General features: G+C 48.4%; 15 protein-coding genes and 1 tRNA gene. 4 read left to right on the top strand and 12 right to left on the bottom strand.

The features are described 5' to 3' along the window. Window positions 1–63 precede the first annotated feature (63 nt). Window positions 64–2,574, bottom strand: a complete 2,511-nt coding sequence (locus FN808_RS03265) for an efflux RND transporter permease subunit (RefSeq protein WP_142713122.1) — start codon at window positions 2,572–2,574, stop codon at window positions 64–66. 58 nt (window positions 2,575–2,632) lie between these two features. Then, complete coding sequence (locus FN808_RS03270; protein ID WP_142713123.1) at window positions 2,633–3,427, bottom strand: DUF3047 domain-containing protein; 795 nt, start codon at window positions 3,425–3,427, stop codon at window positions 2,633–2,635. Window positions 3,428–3,822: 395 nt separating this feature from the next. On the opposite strand from FN808_RS03270, the gene FN808_RS03275 reads away from it, so the two are divergent. From FN808_RS03275 to FN808_RS03290, 4 genes are all read left to right on the top strand, one after another. Continuing rightward, window positions 3,823–4,293 (top strand): hypothetical protein, encoded by a 471-nt coding sequence (locus FN808_RS03275; protein WP_142713124.1) that lies wholly within the window; start codon window positions 3,823–3,825, stop codon window positions 4,291–4,293. Window positions 4,294–4,298: 5 nt separating this feature from the next. Continuing rightward, entirely contained in the window at window positions 4,299–5,192 is an 894-nt protein-coding gene (locus FN808_RS03280) for a hypothetical protein (protein WP_142713125.1), read from the top strand. A gap of 126 nt (window positions 5,193–5,318) precedes the next feature. After that, window positions 5,319–6,128 carry a glycosyltransferase family 2 protein gene (locus FN808_RS03285; RefSeq protein WP_221929890.1) on the top strand — a complete coding sequence of 270 codons (810 nt, stop codon included), beginning with the start codon at window positions 5,319–5,321 and terminating at the stop codon, window positions 6,126–6,128. A gap of 4 nt (window positions 6,129–6,132) precedes the next feature. Then, window positions 6,133–6,990 carry a sulfotransferase family protein gene (locus FN808_RS03290; protein WP_142713126.1) on the top strand — a complete coding sequence of 286 codons (858 nt, stop codon included), beginning with the start codon at window positions 6,133–6,135 and terminating at the stop codon, window positions 6,988–6,990. A gap of 27 nt (window positions 6,991–7,017) precedes the next feature. Here FN808_RS03290 and FN808_RS03295 read toward each other — a convergent pair whose 3' ends face one another. The 10 genes from FN808_RS03295 to atpF form a co-directional block, all read right to left on the bottom strand. Further along, window positions 7,018–7,980, bottom strand: a complete 963-nt coding sequence (locus tag FN808_RS03295) for a hypothetical protein (RefSeq protein ID WP_142713127.1) — start codon at window positions 7,978–7,980, stop codon at window positions 7,018–7,020. Between the two features lie 109 nt (window positions 7,981–8,089). Continuing rightward, the gene (locus tag FN808_RS03300) at window positions 8,090–9,529 is read right to left on the bottom strand and encodes a capsule assembly Wzi family protein (RefSeq protein ID WP_185958229.1); all 1,440 of its coding nucleotides are present in this window, start codon (window positions 9,527–9,529) and stop codon (window positions 8,090–8,092) included. An 11-nt stretch (window positions 9,530–9,540) separates the two neighbouring features. Beyond that, entirely contained in the window at window positions 9,541–10,563 is a 1,023-nt protein-coding gene (locus FN808_RS03305; RefSeq protein ID WP_142713129.1) for a glycosyltransferase family protein, read from the bottom strand. Between the two features lie 62 nt (window positions 10,564–10,625). Continuing rightward, complete coding sequence (locus FN808_RS03310; protein WP_142713130.1) at window positions 10,626–11,234, bottom strand: MlaC/ttg2D family ABC transporter substrate-binding protein; 609 nt, start codon at window positions 11,232–11,234, stop codon at window positions 10,626–10,628. Between the two features lies 1 nt (window position 11,235). Beyond that, on the bottom strand, window positions 11,236–12,624 hold the full coding sequence (locus FN808_RS03315; protein WP_142713131.1) for a TolC family protein: 1,389 nt from the start codon (window positions 12,622–12,624) through the stop codon (window positions 11,236–11,238). Window positions 12,625–12,728: 104 nt separating this feature from the next. Then, window positions 12,729–12,815, bottom strand: a tRNA-Ser gene (locus tag FN808_RS03320). 25 nt (window positions 12,816–12,840) lie between these two features. Continuing rightward, window positions 12,841–13,731 carry an ATP synthase F1 subunit gamma gene (gene atpG / locus FN808_RS03325; protein ID WP_142713132.1) on the bottom strand — a complete coding sequence of 297 codons (891 nt, stop codon included), beginning with the start codon at window positions 13,729–13,731 and terminating at the stop codon, window positions 12,841–12,843. A 3-nt stretch (window positions 13,732–13,734) separates the two neighbouring features. Next, window positions 13,735–15,351 carry a F0F1 ATP synthase subunit alpha gene (gene atpA / locus FN808_RS03330; protein WP_142713133.1) on the bottom strand — a complete coding sequence of 539 codons (1,617 nt, stop codon included), beginning with the start codon at window positions 15,349–15,351 and terminating at the stop codon, window positions 13,735–13,737. 34 nt (window positions 15,352–15,385) lie between these two features. After that, entirely contained in the window at window positions 15,386–15,934 is a 549-nt protein-coding gene (gene atpH / locus FN808_RS03335; protein WP_142713134.1) for an ATP synthase F1 subunit delta, read from the bottom strand. Between the two features lie 5 nt (window positions 15,935–15,939). Then, window positions 15,940–16,455 carry a F0F1 ATP synthase subunit B gene (atpF, locus tag FN808_RS03340; protein WP_142713135.1) on the bottom strand — a complete coding sequence of 172 codons (516 nt, stop codon included), beginning with the start codon at window positions 16,453–16,455 and terminating at the stop codon, window positions 15,940–15,942. Between the last annotated feature and the right edge of the window lie 7 nt (window positions 16,456–16,462).

Consider the following 16,462-nt stretch of genomic DNA (forward strand, 5'->3'; position numbering starts at 1 on the left):
ACCGGTGGCCGCAGGTCCTGGTGAGCCCCGGTCCTCACTTCACATCCGGTATAATTCCAGTCGCTAGAATTTGATCCAGCGACGCGCTTCCAGACGTTCGATCAAGGCTGGTAAAAAGGTCAGAGCGGCCACGAGGGTCATCCCAATACCGATCACCGCCATCTCTCCCAGTGACTGCAGTCCCGGGTGAGTGGTAAAGAGCAAGCCGGAAAAGCCGAGCATCGTCGTCAGTGATCCGATCGTTACATGCTGACCGGTGCTGGAGAGTACATCCCACATACTTCGTTTCCCCTCCTCCCGGTATCGGTGGGCCAAGTGAACGCCATTATCCTCGCCGATCCCCAGAATGGCCGGGAGCACAACCAGGTTGTAGAAATTGAACATCATGCCTGTTAGCATCATGATGCCAAAAAGCCACAACAGCCCCACTACCAGGGGGAGCATGGCAATCAGTGCCCAGCGCAGCGATCGAAACGATATGAGCATTAAGACAAAGACCATCAAAAAGGTAGCGCCGACCATGTAAGGACTCTCTGTCCGCATCAGATCCAGCATCTCGGCGGCAATGATGGAGGTACTTGCAGCATACACCGTCTCCCCGCTGTCGAGGGTTATTTTACCGATGTCGTCCTTGAAAGCAATTGATTTTTCTCCATCAGAAAGCCCCACGCTGGGATATACAATCACAAAGTTTCCTATCTCTCCCTCCTTGGTCACAAACTGGTTTTTAAAGTAGTCCGGAATCTGACTGATATTCAATCGGCTGGTCGTCTGTGCAGCCCGACGAAGTTTATCCAGCTGGGGATCCTCCTGGTCCCTGATGAAGGGGTCATTCAGAAGACCGCGAATCTGAGCAATATCCTCAAGCTTTTCATTGGCGCCATCTTCCGTGGGCGGAAAGCGTTCCGGCAGGGCCTCCACATCCAGTATGGTTGGGCTGGTGGTGTCTGTTTTCATCTTATGACGGACCTTCTCCAGGATCTCAATCACCTGCTGCTGGTTATCAGCCAGGATATAGGCCGGATTCCGCTTGTCGGACTGCTCGACGCCCCGGGTGAATTCATTGTAGGCCTGGTACTCCGGAAACTCAGGTTCAAGCTGACCGAAATCATATTGGAAACCCAGTTGGCTGGGAGCATATATGCCTACGGCCAGGGCAATAAGCAGCCCCGTAACGACCACGGAACGGGCCATCGGGAACCGGTTGAACAAAGAGGCTTTTTCGCCGTCAGCCTCCCGGTTGACATTCAAGAGAATCCAGTTGTGTCGTTCCGAGATAGTCAGAAGGGATGGCAGCACAAAAAGCATGCTGCAGAGTGCCAGAATAATACCGGACCCCGCTATGAATCCAAATTCAGAGAATCCCCTGAAACGGGCGATAATCAATATGAAGAGGGAAAATGCGGTTGTCAGGCCACTTACCACGATAGCCGATCCGGTATTGTCGTACGTTGAATACAGGGAATCCAGGACAGTTTCTCCCGCAGATCTGAATTCAATATAGCGGGCATAAAAGTGAATGCCATAATCAATGCCCATGCCGAACAGGATTACGAACAGAACGGACGTCATGGTATTCAGGGTTCCCAGCACAAAATAGGTGACGCCAAAAGTCCAGGCCAGACTCATCAAAAGGGGCAGTCCAATCACCAGCACCGGCACCGGCATGCGGATCAGGTGCTCCCAGAAACGATGTTCCTTCTCTTCCTCACTGCCACGCCGATAGTTGAGATATTTCTTTGTAAAAAAATACAGCATCACCAATATAATAACACTGGATATGCCCGAAGCGAAGCTGCTGAATACATCATTCATGATCGATTCGATCTCCGACAAGTGACGCTTCAGCCGCCCTCCGTATCGCACTTCCATTTCACTGTTGTACGACTGTGGGTTGACGGAGGCCAGCAGTTCGTCGTAGGAGTCAAACATGCGGCGCAGATAATCCAGGTCACTTTTTGAACCGGTCGGGAACAGCTTTAATACCATGACCGTACTATCCGGACTTACCGGGTACTCCGAGGGAATTAACGCTTCATAACTTTTTTCAAAAGCCTCCAGCTCTTCATCGGACTCCTCCTCTTCCTCTTCTTCCCCAAAATCGATCAAAAAAGGATTCGCCCCTTCCTTGGCAGACTGTATTTCATCCTGCAGATAGGTTTTTATGTCTTCCAGTTCTCCGGGGGTGGCAAAATACAGGGCGTTATTCCTGAGAAAAGAGGTCTCTTTACGAAACTCAAACCGCTCAAAAAACGGCCGGTCACTCTGTTCATCATAGAGCTCCAGGCTTTCATCGATCAAGTCCCTGGCCAGTCGCCTGTTGTCTTCAAAACTGGGCGATTTGATTGCTACTTCCATCGCACTCTCCCCGCCTACTGTTTCCTGCAGCTCATTCAAGGCCAGCACATGGGGATTCTTTTTGGGCAACAGATTAGCCAGGTCGGTATCTATTTTGAGCTGTACTGCAAAGTTACCCAATATAATCGCCAGCAAAATTGTAATACCCAACACCCAGTACGGATGATGATAGTTGTATTTGATTAACGGGCGAAAGAAACGTAGAATTTTTTTCATTACCTCCAGATCAAAGTGGCGGTTAAATCAGCGCAGAAGTTAACCATTTTAGCAGAACTTATTTAACTTCTATTGCTTTTTGCTCTTTTTGGGGCTTCAGCATAATGTCGTCGTAGTCAGCCTTCACCCAGGAACCGGTGCTGTTGCCATCACTCATTACCAGAATAGCCATGGGCGTCCTCGGCGGATCATCCCCGAACAAACGGCGGTAGTCCTGTACCAGATTGCGCTCAAAAGTGATCCACTTCCCGGTATCCTCATTTCCAGACTTGACCACCTTGATCTGCTGGTTGCCAAATAGCTTTGATGCGGTACTCCCCTCCTCAAGGGTAGAACTCCATGTATAGCGTATGGTCTTGGGCACTTTCTTGAAAAAAGCCACGCGTCCCATATCAAACACCACATAGACACTTGCTACTGAATCGTTGTAGTCGTCATCATCTTCCCGGGCATTATGCGGAAGTTTATGGGCACGCACTTTCCACGAGAGGATCGGTGTTTCAAAGATATTTATGTTATAAATATTATCTTTGTCCTTATTAATCAGAGGCAGGTTGATATGCTTGGCCCGGGAACCCTTGTACCGCAGGAATTTGTTATCTCCTTCTTCATCCACCTTATACAGGTAATTTTTAGAAAAGGACTCATCATGATTGATGAGCTTCTTGTTGCCATCCCGGTCGTACCACTTGTGCGGCAATTTGCCGGTGGTATCATGCTCAAAATTCTCAAGCAGCACCGTACCACTATCCATATGCACCGGCTGCTGGGCACCGGCTGATTCGGTGTTCCCGGCACTTATCAAAGCAATCAATAATAAATAATGAAGGACTCTTGTATCTAATCGTTTCATATAAAATTATGCTGTTGATTCGATAACGTTAGGGAGATCACGGCGCTGCAGTCTCCTTTCTGAAATAGCTTCTAAAATAATAATACAAAATCTGTTCTGGTAACGTTTGGCACTTCTTTTTATTGGAATACAGCTGATTGAGATGCCATTTCAAAAGGAAAAACGCTTTTACATAGCTTAAATGCAAGATATAGTCTGTTGAAATGAAAATTCATAATTAATTGTTAAGCAAATAATAACACGGATCATTTCAAATACTATTGAAGCAATGCCGGTACTACGGCCCCGGGGGATCTAATAAATTATAAAGCATCTACTATTTGTGATAGAAAACAGCTAACTTTCTTTGATTATTTGTTTGGATATTTTCGAAGAGCATTTCTACCGGTGACCTGATGGATACGTATAAACGAATCATAGCAGTTGTTCTACTCCTCAATATACTTTTGGTAGCCACCCATGAAGGTGAGTTCTGGCCGTTCAGCATCTTCCCCATGTTTTCGCAGGCCGGCCAGCCATGGTCGCGCGGGGTTGTTGAAAACGTACAGGATACAACACGGGCCGACCTGTGGCAGACCAAGCCCATCGAAGAAATAAGTAACCGGATTCTTCCGCTGGAGGACTACGGGATCCACGAGATCGATTTCGCAAACTACATTTCGAAAACCCGGAACTGGGACCGGCCCAAGATCAACGGACTTCGCAGCACCTTCCAAATTGATGAGTATCCGGGTGAGCAGTGGATGCCAACACGCGTTGTCGGTGCTATCAACGATGAAGGAAGCGTCGTCATCAGGGCCATTCCCATGTTCCTGTTTACTGCCGACACCACCTATAAAAATCCCAACTTATTCTCCAGTCAATAGCCAACATGGACCGCTTGTTCGACAACCTGTTCAATTTAGAGGTACCCGAATCGACCGGCACGAAAATACAACTTCGTGCTTTCGAGTTATTTACGGTAGTCTATACCCTTATATACACCTGGGAATGGGCTTTTTATGTCCCTCGTCTCAGTGATATTGTGCTTCCGCTGGGATTGGCCAATTATATAGATGTCAAGATCTTTTTCGGGGAACTCGCCACTATTAATGCCATCGTCATCACTCTTGCCTGTCTGATTCCCTTCTTTTTCAAGCGCCAGCGCTGGTTGTACTTCCTCGCTTTTATCCTTTTTCACATACAGTATGTCAGCCGTTTCTCACAGGGAGAAATTCCCCACAGTGCCAATTTTGTGGGCTTCAGCCTGATGGGACTGGGAATTGCGGCCCTCTTTATCCGGGATATAAAAAAATCTCTGCCTTTTGCCTTTGGCTTTACCCTGTTTTTTATCGGGCTCGGCTATACCTCAGCGGCCATAAGCAAGCTGGTTGCCACGGGTATCACCTGGGTCGACGGCCAGCACTTATGGCTGTGGATCGGTGAAAAAAGTATCGATATTCTTTCCAAAACCGGGGAATTTCAACTCAACTGGCTCCAGGAGCTGGCCATCAGCAGCCGGATGATTGCCACGCTGATCCTAACATTTGGACTCGTTACCGAGTTCATGGGATTCTGCATCTGGTACAGACGCTGGCGACCCTATATCACGTTGGCACTTATCGGCATGCATATCGGCATTGACCTGACCATGAATATCTTTTTCAAGACATTCACCATCCAGCTGATCATCATGGGCTTTCCGTGGAACCGATACATCAATGCACTCATCCACAGGCGGATCTCCTTTTCCGGCAAGCCCCTGAGGCGATATCTACTGTACTGATCTGAAGGACGTTACTATTATCCAATGCGAGCAAAATCCTTTTTAACACCATCCGCAATCGTTGGGAGGTTCTCCAATATTTCCTTAATATTAGCCTCCTTTTAAACAATCATATATCTACCGTTTATGTCTGAATCGCCCGAACCAATGCCCACTGATGGTCTTCCCAAAGTCAGTTGTCTAACGGTTACCGCTGATCGAAAGCACCTCATGCAACGGGCCATCCGATGTTTCCGGAACCAGACCTATCCCAATAAAGAACTGATTATCGTAGATGACGGAAAAGAAAATCTGGATGATATTCTTGCCGACCTGCCTTCAGATCAGGTAACTTATCTGAAACTGGAGAAGAAGCCCGGTAATACGCTGGGGAAACTGCGGAACCGCTCGCTCGAAGAAGCCAATGGAGACTTTCTTGTTCAATGGGATGATGATGACTGGTACCACCCCGAACGCATTGCCATCCAGGCACAGACACTTATCGACGGTCATGATGCCTGCTGTCTCTCCGGAGCACTCATGCATCTTGATGAAGAACCCTACATGCAGTATCCCTATGTGGGCTATCTGCCCGACGGCATTCCCGGAAGCATCATGCATCGTTCCGACCCATCTATCCAATATCCTCATACGAGGCGAGCCGAAGACACCGTCTACCTGAAAGAGTGGATGAAAAAAAGATATCTTCAACTGCCGGATAACTATTCCCACCTTTTTATACGCTGTTACCACGGCGATAATACCTGGGAGAAAGAGCATTTCCTGCGGCGCATACGAAACAACCCCAAAGACGCAGTCTTTTATTTTTGGCATAAAATCATAAAAGGGAAGCTTTTTGATCACCCGAAGTTTCAGCTCACGGAAGCCCAGCGCCAAGCATTCCGGATGTATCTAAGCGACTCCCGGGAGTTAAACCTGCTTCCCGAAGAACAGTAAAACAGTGAATACCCAACGCACTTTTTTGGTCGGATGTCCGCGATCGGGCACCACCCTGCTCCAAAGTATGGTGGCCAGCCATCCGAAGGTCCTCTCTTTCCCGGAGACCCACTTTTTTTCGGATACCCTGCCTATCAACCCCCTCCTCCGTCGACTTATGCTACACGGCCGCCGAAGCCGCCGTGTAGTCTTGCGGTTCTTAGAGGAAAATGGGTATGGCGAACTCCAGCCGTTCAGAGGCCGCTCCCCCTTCAAGTTCTACACCTACCGGGGCTGGTGCCGCACCCTAATCGATATTATCGACCGGATGATTGTCCGGGAAGCCCGGAAAAATAGGATGAATGGAACCATCTGGGGATTGGAAAAGACGCCCCGGCATCTGCATTATATTTCTTCTATTGAAGAAACCGGCCCCGCCAGCAAGTTCCTGCACATACTCCGCAGCGGCCCCGATGTAGTGGCAAGCCTCTACCTGGCAACCAACCAATACCCGGAGCAGTGGGGAGGCAAACGTTCCATTAAAAAATGCATCCGCTGGTGGAACGACAGTCTACGCGAGTCGCTTAAATACCGCCGGAAATCCAATCATATCCTTGTTACCTATGAACAGCTTATTGAAGATCCTGAAACGGTTTTAAGAGCGATCTGCGGCTTCCTGGAACTCGACTTCAGCAAAGAAATGCTTCAGCGCTATCACACCACCGCAGACGCATTAACACGGGAAGAAGAGAAGTGGAAAGACCAGAACCGGTCGAAGTCGCTGAACAAGAGCCAAAAACTGAATGCTCATTTCGACCCGGATACCGTCCGCTATATCAGGGAGCAGGTCCTGCCTGTCAACCTGAAGGATTTCTATCACTAGCGAGACCAGGTGCCCGGCCTGTCAGCCTCACTCCTCCTCTGCTGATTCCATGGTATCAAGGTCGTCCATCTTTACCGCTTCCGGATTGACGGGTAGCTGGGTCTGCGTAAAGGAAGTTACAATAAAAGAGATGGCCCCTATCATTTTCTTCAGTATCAGGTTGGCCGTCAGGACCCCCACCAGCTGTGTCTCGGGGACATTCAACATCACCGACATTTCAATAGCCACACTCACATACAGTACACTTCGACTTGGCAGAAACGGGATGCGCGTAGACATGATCTGTACCGCCATCAGGCTAAACCACACGGCCCAGGGAACGGTCGGCTCGGCAATTTTATACTGAATGATCTGTATCAGGTTGGTCAGAATGAGACGGCCGGTATAAATGCCAGATATTTTTAGGCCTTCATCCAGGCTGACACTGAGAATGTAATTCCGGAACTGATATCCTATGACCGCCACAACCCCCAGGCCGAGGGCAATCCAGAGATACACGAGGTTATTCTCAACTTGGGGGATATACTCCCCAATATCAATGTACCCCTGCGTCAGGAAAAAAATAAGCAATACCACTGAGATAAAAGTGGAGGAAAGAGAAGAGAGAATATTGTTATCCTTAATAAATTTCATCGCCTCAACCGCCGGAATCCCGATTTTTTCCCGGGCCCAGTAAAACAGGTAAAACTCCCCGGAGTATCCCAGCACGTCGGTATTGAGTACTTTTTTCTGTACAAAAATCAGGAAGGCCCGGTACCCCCTGAAGTTCCACTTGACCCCGTAAATAAAAATTTCAGAGACAGGAAGTGAAAAATAGATCAGGAAGAACAGGAGATAAAACAGCGGATTCAGTGGCAGTGAATCAATAACACGGTCGAGACCGATATCATAGAGCTTATAGGCCAGATATCCTATAATGCCGGCCTGCAGCAGATACCGTATTCCCTTTTTGAGATTCGTCTTCCATTTTTTTTCCTGTTGCTGCTTCATTATCTGTCTGTATAAAGACCTTTCTATTCCGTGGCATTGTATGCGCGATCCCCGAGCCTGATACTCCGAGCAAGGCCGGGACACTCACCGGTGACTATAATAAAGAATTTCACTGCGTCTTTCCCTCCCAGGCTACCCCTACCTGGAATCCCAGCCGGCGGCCCTCATAAAGCGCCCCCAGATCCAAAGCCAGGGAGCCAATAAGACTCACCCCATAGCCGCGGCTTGCCCGGTACTTCAACCTCAAAAGCGAGGAATATTCATCCACGCGGAGCTCATCCAGGGGCGTATAGGGCCGTTCCCCCTGGTCCACATTCGTGCCGTAATTCCGGGAATAGGTCAGCAAGGCTTTATAGAACAGGCGATCCCCGGGCCGCCCCTGGATGCCGACGTGATGGGCGATAATGATATTGTTGGAAATAGGATACGTCCCGCCGTCAAAATCGGACACGGGGCCGTTTATGATCAATGGGTTGCCCAGTACGCGACCTTCATGCGACCACCCGGAGCGATAGACGCCGTTATTGTAATAATTCGTCCGGCCCCAGGGGGTATTGATCCATGCGTTCTGTCGCTTCGTATTCAGATGCTCCCATAATACCTTGGTAACCCACCCTTCTGAATCATCAAAGGTAACACCTGCCCCCCACATGCCATCCCAGGGACTTCGAAAACTGAGTGCCACCTTATCCTCCAGATAGAACAGGCGGTAGGCCTGCAGTCGAAAATGATTAAAATTAACGCCCACTTTGGCCTCATAGGCCGCCACGGAGTTACCCACCGAGTTGCTGATCTCATTCCAGGGAACATTATTCCCCGAAGCCGACTGTCCCAATACCACGTCTAAATAATCAGAAAAAGAGGAAGGCAGTTCATACGGTGCTTGATTCCCCACCCCGGGATGTATGCCGCCCCACACCGTATTGTGAGCAGCCCCCGCTGTCAGATCAAAGCGCCTGTGCTTATATCGCAGATAGAAAAACTTCTGGTGCAGATAGGGATTTTCAATATAGCGTTCGTCGGTAAACCAGCCATGGGATATCATGGCTTTGAACTGAAGATGGTCACCGCTCCGTGGCACACTCACAAAGTTGCTGGTACCAACCCGTATTTTGGGAACCGGAATAGCGTTCCGACTAACCAGCATGGATCCCATCGACAAATCGCGGTCATGCAGGCCCATCGGATCATAAAACCGTCCCCCCCTGATGGTTAATCCGCCATAACGCAGATCGGCAAAAAGCTCCGTAAACACCAGCGTATCATAGTCAGAAAGGCGGGCAAAAGCATCAAATCCTCCGGCAAAATCCAGTCCGTCCGAGGAATCCTGTTCCGAGAAATAGGTGTAAAAGCGATTAATGAAGTTACTGCCGGAGGGCTCAACCATTCCGTCGGTATTGGCATAGAGCCAGAATGGCAGCTGATCCTCTTCTGCGGCATAAACCGAGGAGGAGACTCCGTAACGAAGCTGAGCCATCGACTCAGCTGGAGGCAGCAGAAGAAAAGTAACGATGCCTATCCCCAATATAAGGTAATATCGCTCAGGCATATCGGGGATCATTATATATTCTCAGCTAATCGGTTTTTGCTGTCCAGCAGCTGATTGAATTTTTCTTTTTTCAGGGCATTCCAGGTGCGCTCTGAGAACTCGTAAAATGGTTGTTTTTGATGATACCATCCAAAATGAAGGCAATAGGGCGTTGTTTTAAGGTAGTCTCCCTTTCCCGGTATCAGTGACAACAGCTTGATGAGTACCTTCCGCAGCCATTTACTTTTCAAACCGCGCAGGTTGTACACAAACTGGTCGCAGTAGTATTTGCATACCACATATTCAAAATCAGCATCGTGGGAAGTCAACGCTGCAATATAGTCCAGCTGTGGACTGGTATGCCCCTGCAGCCAGGGATAAACCGGCAGGTCCAGTTTGGACATCGCCATCGCCATGCTCCACTCGCACGATTCTTCACTGCGCCCGTGTTCCAGCGTACGACTTCGGAAGTGTGTTTTATCCTTCCGTTCAAGCATCTTCTGTGAAAATTCACAAACTTTTTTCGTCAGACTGTAATCCTGAGCATACATCATACCCGTCTGCACCCGGCTCAGGTAGGAAAGTCCAAAATGATTCAGCGTTTGCTGCCGGCGCCGCAAAAGGATATCGCTGACGATACCGATGTTCTTCGGTCCCCCAAAAAAATTATCCGATACCTGGGTGCCGGTAATCGTAAAGGGGTAGGGTTCAAAAGATTTCCATAGATTATCCGGATCTTTGCACCAGATGATATCACTGTCAAGAAAAATGTTTTTCTCAAAAAAAAGATATTCATGAATATTGTGCTTGAAACCCACAATAGAGGCCCGGTCCGGGGCCATCACATGAATAACATCAAAGATGTTGCTTAAATTGAATTCCTCGAGAATCTGTTTATGCTTCTCCTCGCATACCAGGGCCACCGGGCGATCTTTGTCATATCTTCGCAATGACACCACCGAGGCCACAGCATGTTTCAGGTACTTCGGATGGCCGTAGGTGGTGTAAATATATCCCTCTGGTGCTAATTTCTTCTGTTGAACAGATCGCAGCATATACAGTATATAAGATTAATTTGATGCCAATATACAGCTATTAAAACAGTTTAATAAACCCTTTATCGGGCCGCTCTTTTGCGAAGTGTTTCCAGCAGAGAATCGTATCCCTTTTGACGAATGATCTTTTGGAACTGACGCTGGTAGGAATCAGCTGTAGAGACATCATCAATAATCATATCCGTAACGACCCACTCGCTGTCATCGGTATATTTCATCTTGTATCCCACCGGGGTGCGAACGTTCTCAAGCTGCGCGATGGTCCGTACCTCTGCTTCACTGCCATCCACACTGATTTCTTCATATTTCACTTTGGCGCGATAGATATCCAATTTATTCAGCGACTGGTCACGGATGATCGTTGAAAACAAATCAACAAACTCATCACGTTCATCCTCCGAAAGTTCATTGTAGGTATCCTCCAGAGCATACCGGGCCATCGCACGATAATCTATAATACCGTTAATGATATTTTTGAGCTTCTCGCGCTGTTCTTGTGTGTACTCCGTACCCTTGGAGCCCATCAGCTCTTTGATTTCATCATCCCGCTGTTCCAGAAGCTCCCGGATCGCTTCTTCATCATTCTGCGCCCACGCCTGAGCCGACTGGAAAAAAAGGAGTCCGGACAAGCTGAATAATAATACTAAAAAGGTTTTTTTAAAGCGTATCATCTTATTCTTCGTTGTTGAAAATTGGTGTTATCGGCAATCCTGATTTACGATGGAGCTGGATCATATTCTTGTTGAATTCAAAAATTTCTCGATTTTTACGCACGCGCAACTCCAACTCTTTTTGCATGGCATCAATTAAATCTTTGGTTTCTCCTATACCAAAATCATAATCCAATTGTTCCTGTCTAAGCCATTTCTTGCTTGTAACAAGGGCCTCGTCAGTATTATCGACTTTTTCCTTTGATACAGCCGTGTTCTTATAGATTTCATTGACTTCCAGTACGATACCGTCAACGGCCGTTTCCTTCAAATATTTTGCCTGCCGGTATTGCAGTTTTCTCCGTTCCACATTGGCATTAATACTCAGAAAGTCCAAATTCTGCCGCACCACCAATCCAAAAGAGGCCGACAGATAATTGGAATTATTGATTATGAAGGGGTTGCTTTGCCGCGGCCGATTGGGGGTGTTGGCAAAACTGCTTCTGAGTCCCAGCACCAGCGCAGGGAGGTTCCGGCTTTTTTCAGCCTTGAGCCCGTATTCGGCAGCATCAATGCCGGCCTCTATAGCTTCGACCTCCGACCTGTTTTTAATAGCATTCATCCGGTAAAAATTTATTTCCTTCAATTCTTCCGAAACCGGGTCTAAAAACGAGGATTCGGGCAGGAATACCGTCCCCTCATCCGCCTGCAGCACGTAGTCCCATATACGACGCGTCATGGCAGCACTTTCCTTGACCTCAGTGGCACGCGTTGCAAATTCGGATTTGAAAATCTTGAATTTGAAGAAGTCAGACTCATCAAAATCCTCTGCCCCCTCCTCGCGGTTTTCCTCCAGCTTGTCTTCAATATCCCTGATGGTACCCGAGGCTTCATCCAGCAGACGCATGATCTCTCTTGTCAGCAAGTAGCTCTGGTATAACTCCGCCAGCCGGACTTTGAGATCAGCCTCTTGTTGTTCAAATTGTTCTTTGGCTGCAATCGATGCCGATTCTGCTGCTTTTACGGCATTGCTCAAAGCGCCCCAGGTAAAAAGAGGCTGAACGGCATTGATTTCTGCACGCGTGAAGATGGCCCAGTTTTCCCAGTCATTCTCCAGATTCGGATCCAGGTAGTATTCATCCTTGTCGAGCGTGGGATTATGGCTGATCACCCCGGGCACAACCCCGTGCTGGGTACTCAGACTAAATTCAGGAAGGTAGCGCTTGGCATTAAGCTGTGATACCTGATTCTCAGCCAGGTTCACTTTCTCCCGTTCATATTTGAGCTGTCCCGCATTTTCAACACCGCGGTTAATAAACTCCTGCAGCGACACGCGCACCGTATCCTGGGCCCGCAGCTGGGATAGCGAAAATATACTTATAACAGTAAGTGTCAGGAGAGTTTTAATCATAATTTCACCACGGAAGCTCCATTTATTTGTAAAGCTAACGATAAAGTTGATGATTTATTTAAAAAAATAGCCCCTTCCATCGGGAAGGGGCTATTTCATGGATGCGGAGGGAGAGGGATTCGAACCCCCGGAGACCATAAGGCCTCAACGGTTTTCAAGACCGCCGCATTCGACCACTCTGCCATCCCTCCAGTACGTCAAATAGAACGATAATAATTAAGCATTTTCAAGTGCCTGTGCACCCGAGATAATTTCAGAAATCTCTGTAGTAATCGCACTTTGACGAGCCCGGTTATATTCAAGTTCGAGATCTTCCTGCAGCTCGTTGGCATTCTCTGTTGCGTTGTCCATGGCTGTCATCCGGGCGCCCTGTTCTGCAGCATTTGACTCAAGGATAGCCTTCCACAGCTGCAAATTCAAATGGGAAGGTAATAAATCTTCAAGAATTTTATCTATCCCCGGCTCATAAATATATTCTTTCTGCTCGTTGTCTGATACGGCATCTTCAAGAAGGGCTGACGGCTCGATGGGCAGGACGGATTCTACAATACGCTCCTGGGCGATCACTGACTTGAACTCGTTATAGGCCAGCTTGACTTCATCAAATTCTCCGGCATTAAACCGCTTGATCACGCCTTTCATAATTCCGGATGCTTTCGCAAAATTGATCTCATCAAAGAAGTCCGGATATTCTGCAATAACATTGTAGTTTCGTTTGCCGAAGTGTTTGATTGCTTTTCGTCCCACACAGACAAGCGACAGTGTTTCCGCCTGTCGATATTCGGCATACTCCTGTTCAATGGTCTTCTCTACCATCTTAAATAAGTTATTATTGAAAGCCCCGCATAACCCCCGATCGGAGCCGATAATGATAAAGAGAACCTCGTCGGTACTCTCCGGTTCACGCAGCAACTGGTGCTTATCGGTTGCATTGCCAACCAGCCGGGCCACCACTTCCTTCATCTTAGAAGCATAGGGACGGGTTGCGATGATACGGTTTTGAGCCTTTCGCAACTTCGCGGCCGCAACCATTTTCATGGCCTTGGTAATCTGCCGCGTATTTTTAATGGATTCAATCCGATTTCGTATGTCTCGAAGATTCGCCATAAGTTAGGAGTCGTCAGCAGATGTAATTTGATCGATTACGGTCTTGGCCGTGTTAAGCAATTTCTCTCCAAACGCTTCATCCAGCTTTCCGGATTCGGCCAGTGCAGCCATCTCCTCGTCGAATTTTACGTTTACTGTTTCCAGATAAGTAGCTTCAAACTCCTGGATCTGGTTTACATCGAGAGCCTCAAGCAAGCCTTCACTGTTTACCTTGAGCAGTGCAATTTGCTCCTGGACCGCAAGCGGCTGATAGATATCCTGCTTGAGAAGTTCCACGGTTCGCTCACCACGCTTCAACTGGCGCTGGGTGGCCGGATCCAAATCCGAGCCAAACTTGGCAAAGGCTTCAAGCTCGCGGTACTGGGCCAGGTCAAGCTTCATGGTACCGGCCAGCTTTTTCATCGATTTAACCTGTGCGGATCCACCTACACGGGAAACGGAGGTACCCACGTCAATGGCAGGTCGAACGCCCGAGTTAAACAAGTCCGTGTCGAGGAAGATCTGCCCGTCCGTAATGGAAATTACGTTTGTTGGGATATAGGCAGAAACGTCACCTGCCTGGGTCTCAATAATCGGCAGGGCAGTCAGCGAGCCCCCTCCTTTCATGAGCGGCCGCAGTTGCTCGGGCACATTGTTCATCTGTTTTGCGATCTTATCATCCTCAATAATCTTGGCCGCACGTTCCAGCAGGCGACTGTGCAGATAGAAGACGTCCCCGGGGTAGGCTTCCCGTCCGGGAGGACGCTTCAGGAGAAGGGAAAGCTCACGGTAAGCCACCGCCTGCTTGGAGAGGTCATCATAAATAACCAGTGCATGACGGCCTGTATCGCGGAAATATTCACCGATGGCCGCGCCGGCGAAGGGAGCAATAAAACGCATTGGAGCACTTGAGCTGGCAGGTGCCGAAACAATGGTGGAATAGTCAATAGCATCATTGTCTTCCAGGGCTTTTGCGATCCCTGCCACTGTTGATCCCTTCTGTCCGACGGCTACATAAATACAGTGTACCGGCTTGTCGGTATCCTGTGTTTCACGCTGGTTGATAATCGTGTCAATGGCCACAGATGTCTTACCTGTCTGACGGTCACCGATAATAAGCTCACGCTGACCGCGTCCGATTGGAATCAACGCATCAATAGCCTTGATGCCCGTCTGTACAGGCTCCGTCACCGGCTCCCGATAAATGACCCCGGGCGCCTTCCGTTCCAGCGGGATACGAATGGTATCACCGGAGATCGGTCCTTTGCCGTCAAGCGGCTTCCCCAATGGGTCGATAACGCGTCCAAGCAGGCCGTCGCCGACGTTAATGGACGCAATATCTTTGGTACGTCGTACTGTATCACCCTCCTGCACAGCGCTGGTAGAACCAAACAGAACGACCCCCACATTATCTTCTTCCAGGTTCAGCACCATTCCACTGACGGAATTTCCGTCCTTGTCTTTAGAATCCGGAAGGTCTACAAGTTCTCCGGCCTGTACTTTGGACAAACCGTATACGCGGGCAATTCCATCCCCTACTTCAAGGACAGTTCCCACATCATAGACATCCGCTTCGCTGTCGAAGCCGGACAGTTGTTTTCGTAGTATTGCTGAAACTTCGTCTGGTCTAACTTGACTCATTGGTTCTAATGTGTTTTAAAAACGTAATTAATTTCTATTCTACCACTGTTGAAAGCAGGGACTCTTCAAGCTTGGCAAGCTGATGCTTGACCGTTCCGTCGATGACCGTATCGTCAATACGAACCGCCATGCCTCCCTTGAGCGATGCATCGACAGTAACGTTGAGCTCTACTTTTTTCTGTGTTTTATCCTCCAGCTTCTGATGCAGCAATTGCCGCTGCTCATCGCTTATCTCCTCGGCCACAAATACATCAACAGTAATGATACCAACATGCTTTTTATACAGCTGAATAAAAGCATCCGTAATCTGGTCTAAGAGGTTGATGCGATCCTTGCGGGCCACCAGTTTTACGAAAAGCCGGGTAGGTTCCTGAAACTTATCAAAAAAGAGCTTCTCCAGTACCGCTGCCTTGTCATCAAATTTGATGACGGGACTCCGTAAAAAAGTTACAAGCTCTTTTGAGTCCTTCAGCGTATTTTGGACAAGTTTGATGTCCTCAAGAATTTCCTCAAGCTCATCCCGCTCTTTCGCCAGCTCCAACAGAGCAGTCGCATATCTTCTGGCCGCTTTGGTTGTATGCATCTACCTTAGTTTTTAGAGACGTCTTTGATAAAATTATCTACCAATTTACTGTTTTTCTGCGTATCCAACTCAGAATCGATAATCTTCGAAGCAGACTGTACTGCCAATTGAGCAACTTCATCGCGAAGTTCCATGAGCGCACGCTTTTTTTCCTGCTCAATGGTTTCCTTGGCCTGGCTGATCATCTGGGCCGCCTCTTCTTTCGATTTCTCGATACGTTCGGCACGAAGCATCTCAGCTTCCTTAATGGCTTCCTTGCGGATCTGTTGCGCCTTACGCTCGGCTTCCCTGAGGGCTTTCTCATTGTCCTCGGAGATTTTTTCTGCCCGGCTGAGCGCCTTTTCTGCAGACTCCAGAGAATCCTTGATCCGGCTCTCCCGCTCCTGAAGGGCATCCATAATAAGAGGCACGGCATATTTGCCCATGACCATCAAAAAAAGGACCATCGTAATGAGCACCCATATGGCAAACCCCCCGTTAAACGAAAGTATTCCGCCTCCACCTGCTAACAATAGCATCATGACTCGG

This window comes from Fodinibius sediminis, from assembly GCF_900182555.1.
GTDB lineage: Bacteria > Bacteroidota > Rhodothermia > Balneolales > Balneolaceae > Fodinibius > Fodinibius sediminis.

Bases quoted from the DNA above. Each gene is read 5' to 3' on its own strand.
- FN808_RS03265 (WP_142713122.1), bottom strand. From the start codon at position 2,574: ATGAAAAAAATTCTACGTTTCTTTCGCCCGTTAATCAAATACAACTAT.
- FN808_RS03270 (WP_142713123.1), bottom strand. From the start codon at position 3,427: ATGAAACGATTAGATACAAGAGTCCTTCATTATTTATTATTGATTGCT.
- FN808_RS03275 (WP_142713124.1), top strand. From the start codon at position 3,823: ATGGATACGTATAAACGAATCATAGCAGTTGTTCTACTCCTCAATATA.
- FN808_RS03280 (WP_142713125.1), top strand. From the start codon at position 4,299: ATGGACCGCTTGTTCGACAACCTGTTCAATTTAGAGGTACCCGAATCG.
- FN808_RS03285 (WP_221929890.1), top strand. From the start codon at position 5,319: ATGTCTGAATCGCCCGAACCAATGCCCACTGATGGTCTTCCCAAAGTC.
- FN808_RS03295 (WP_142713127.1), bottom strand. From the start codon at position 7,980: ATGAAGCAGCAACAGGAAAAAAAATGGAAGACGAATCTCAAAAAGGGA.
- FN808_RS03300 (WP_185958229.1), bottom strand. From the start codon at position 9,529: ATGCCTGAGCGATATTACCTTATATTGGGGATAGGCATCGTTACTTTT.
- FN808_RS03305 (WP_142713129.1), bottom strand. From the start codon at position 10,563: ATGCTGCGATCTGTTCAACAGAAGAAATTAGCACCAGAGGGATATATT.
- FN808_RS03310 (WP_142713130.1), bottom strand. From the start codon at position 11,234: ATGATACGCTTTAAAAAAACCTTTTTAGTATTATTATTCAGCTTGTCC.
- FN808_RS03315 (WP_142713131.1), bottom strand. From the start codon at position 12,624: ATGATTAAAACTCTCCTGACACTTACTGTTATAAGTATATTTTCGCTA.
- atpG (WP_142713132.1), bottom strand. From the start codon at position 13,731: ATGGCGAATCTTCGAGACATACGAAATCGGATTGAATCCATTAAAAAT.
- atpA (WP_142713133.1), bottom strand. From the start codon at position 15,351: ATGAGTCAAGTTAGACCAGACGAAGTTTCAGCAATACTACGAAAACAA.
- atpH (WP_142713134.1), bottom strand. From the start codon at position 15,934: ATGCATACAACCAAAGCGGCCAGAAGATATGCGACTGCTCTGTTGGAG.
- atpF (WP_142713135.1), bottom strand. From the start codon at position 16,455: ATGATGCTATTGTTAGCAGGTGGAGGCGGAATACTTTCGTTTAACGGG.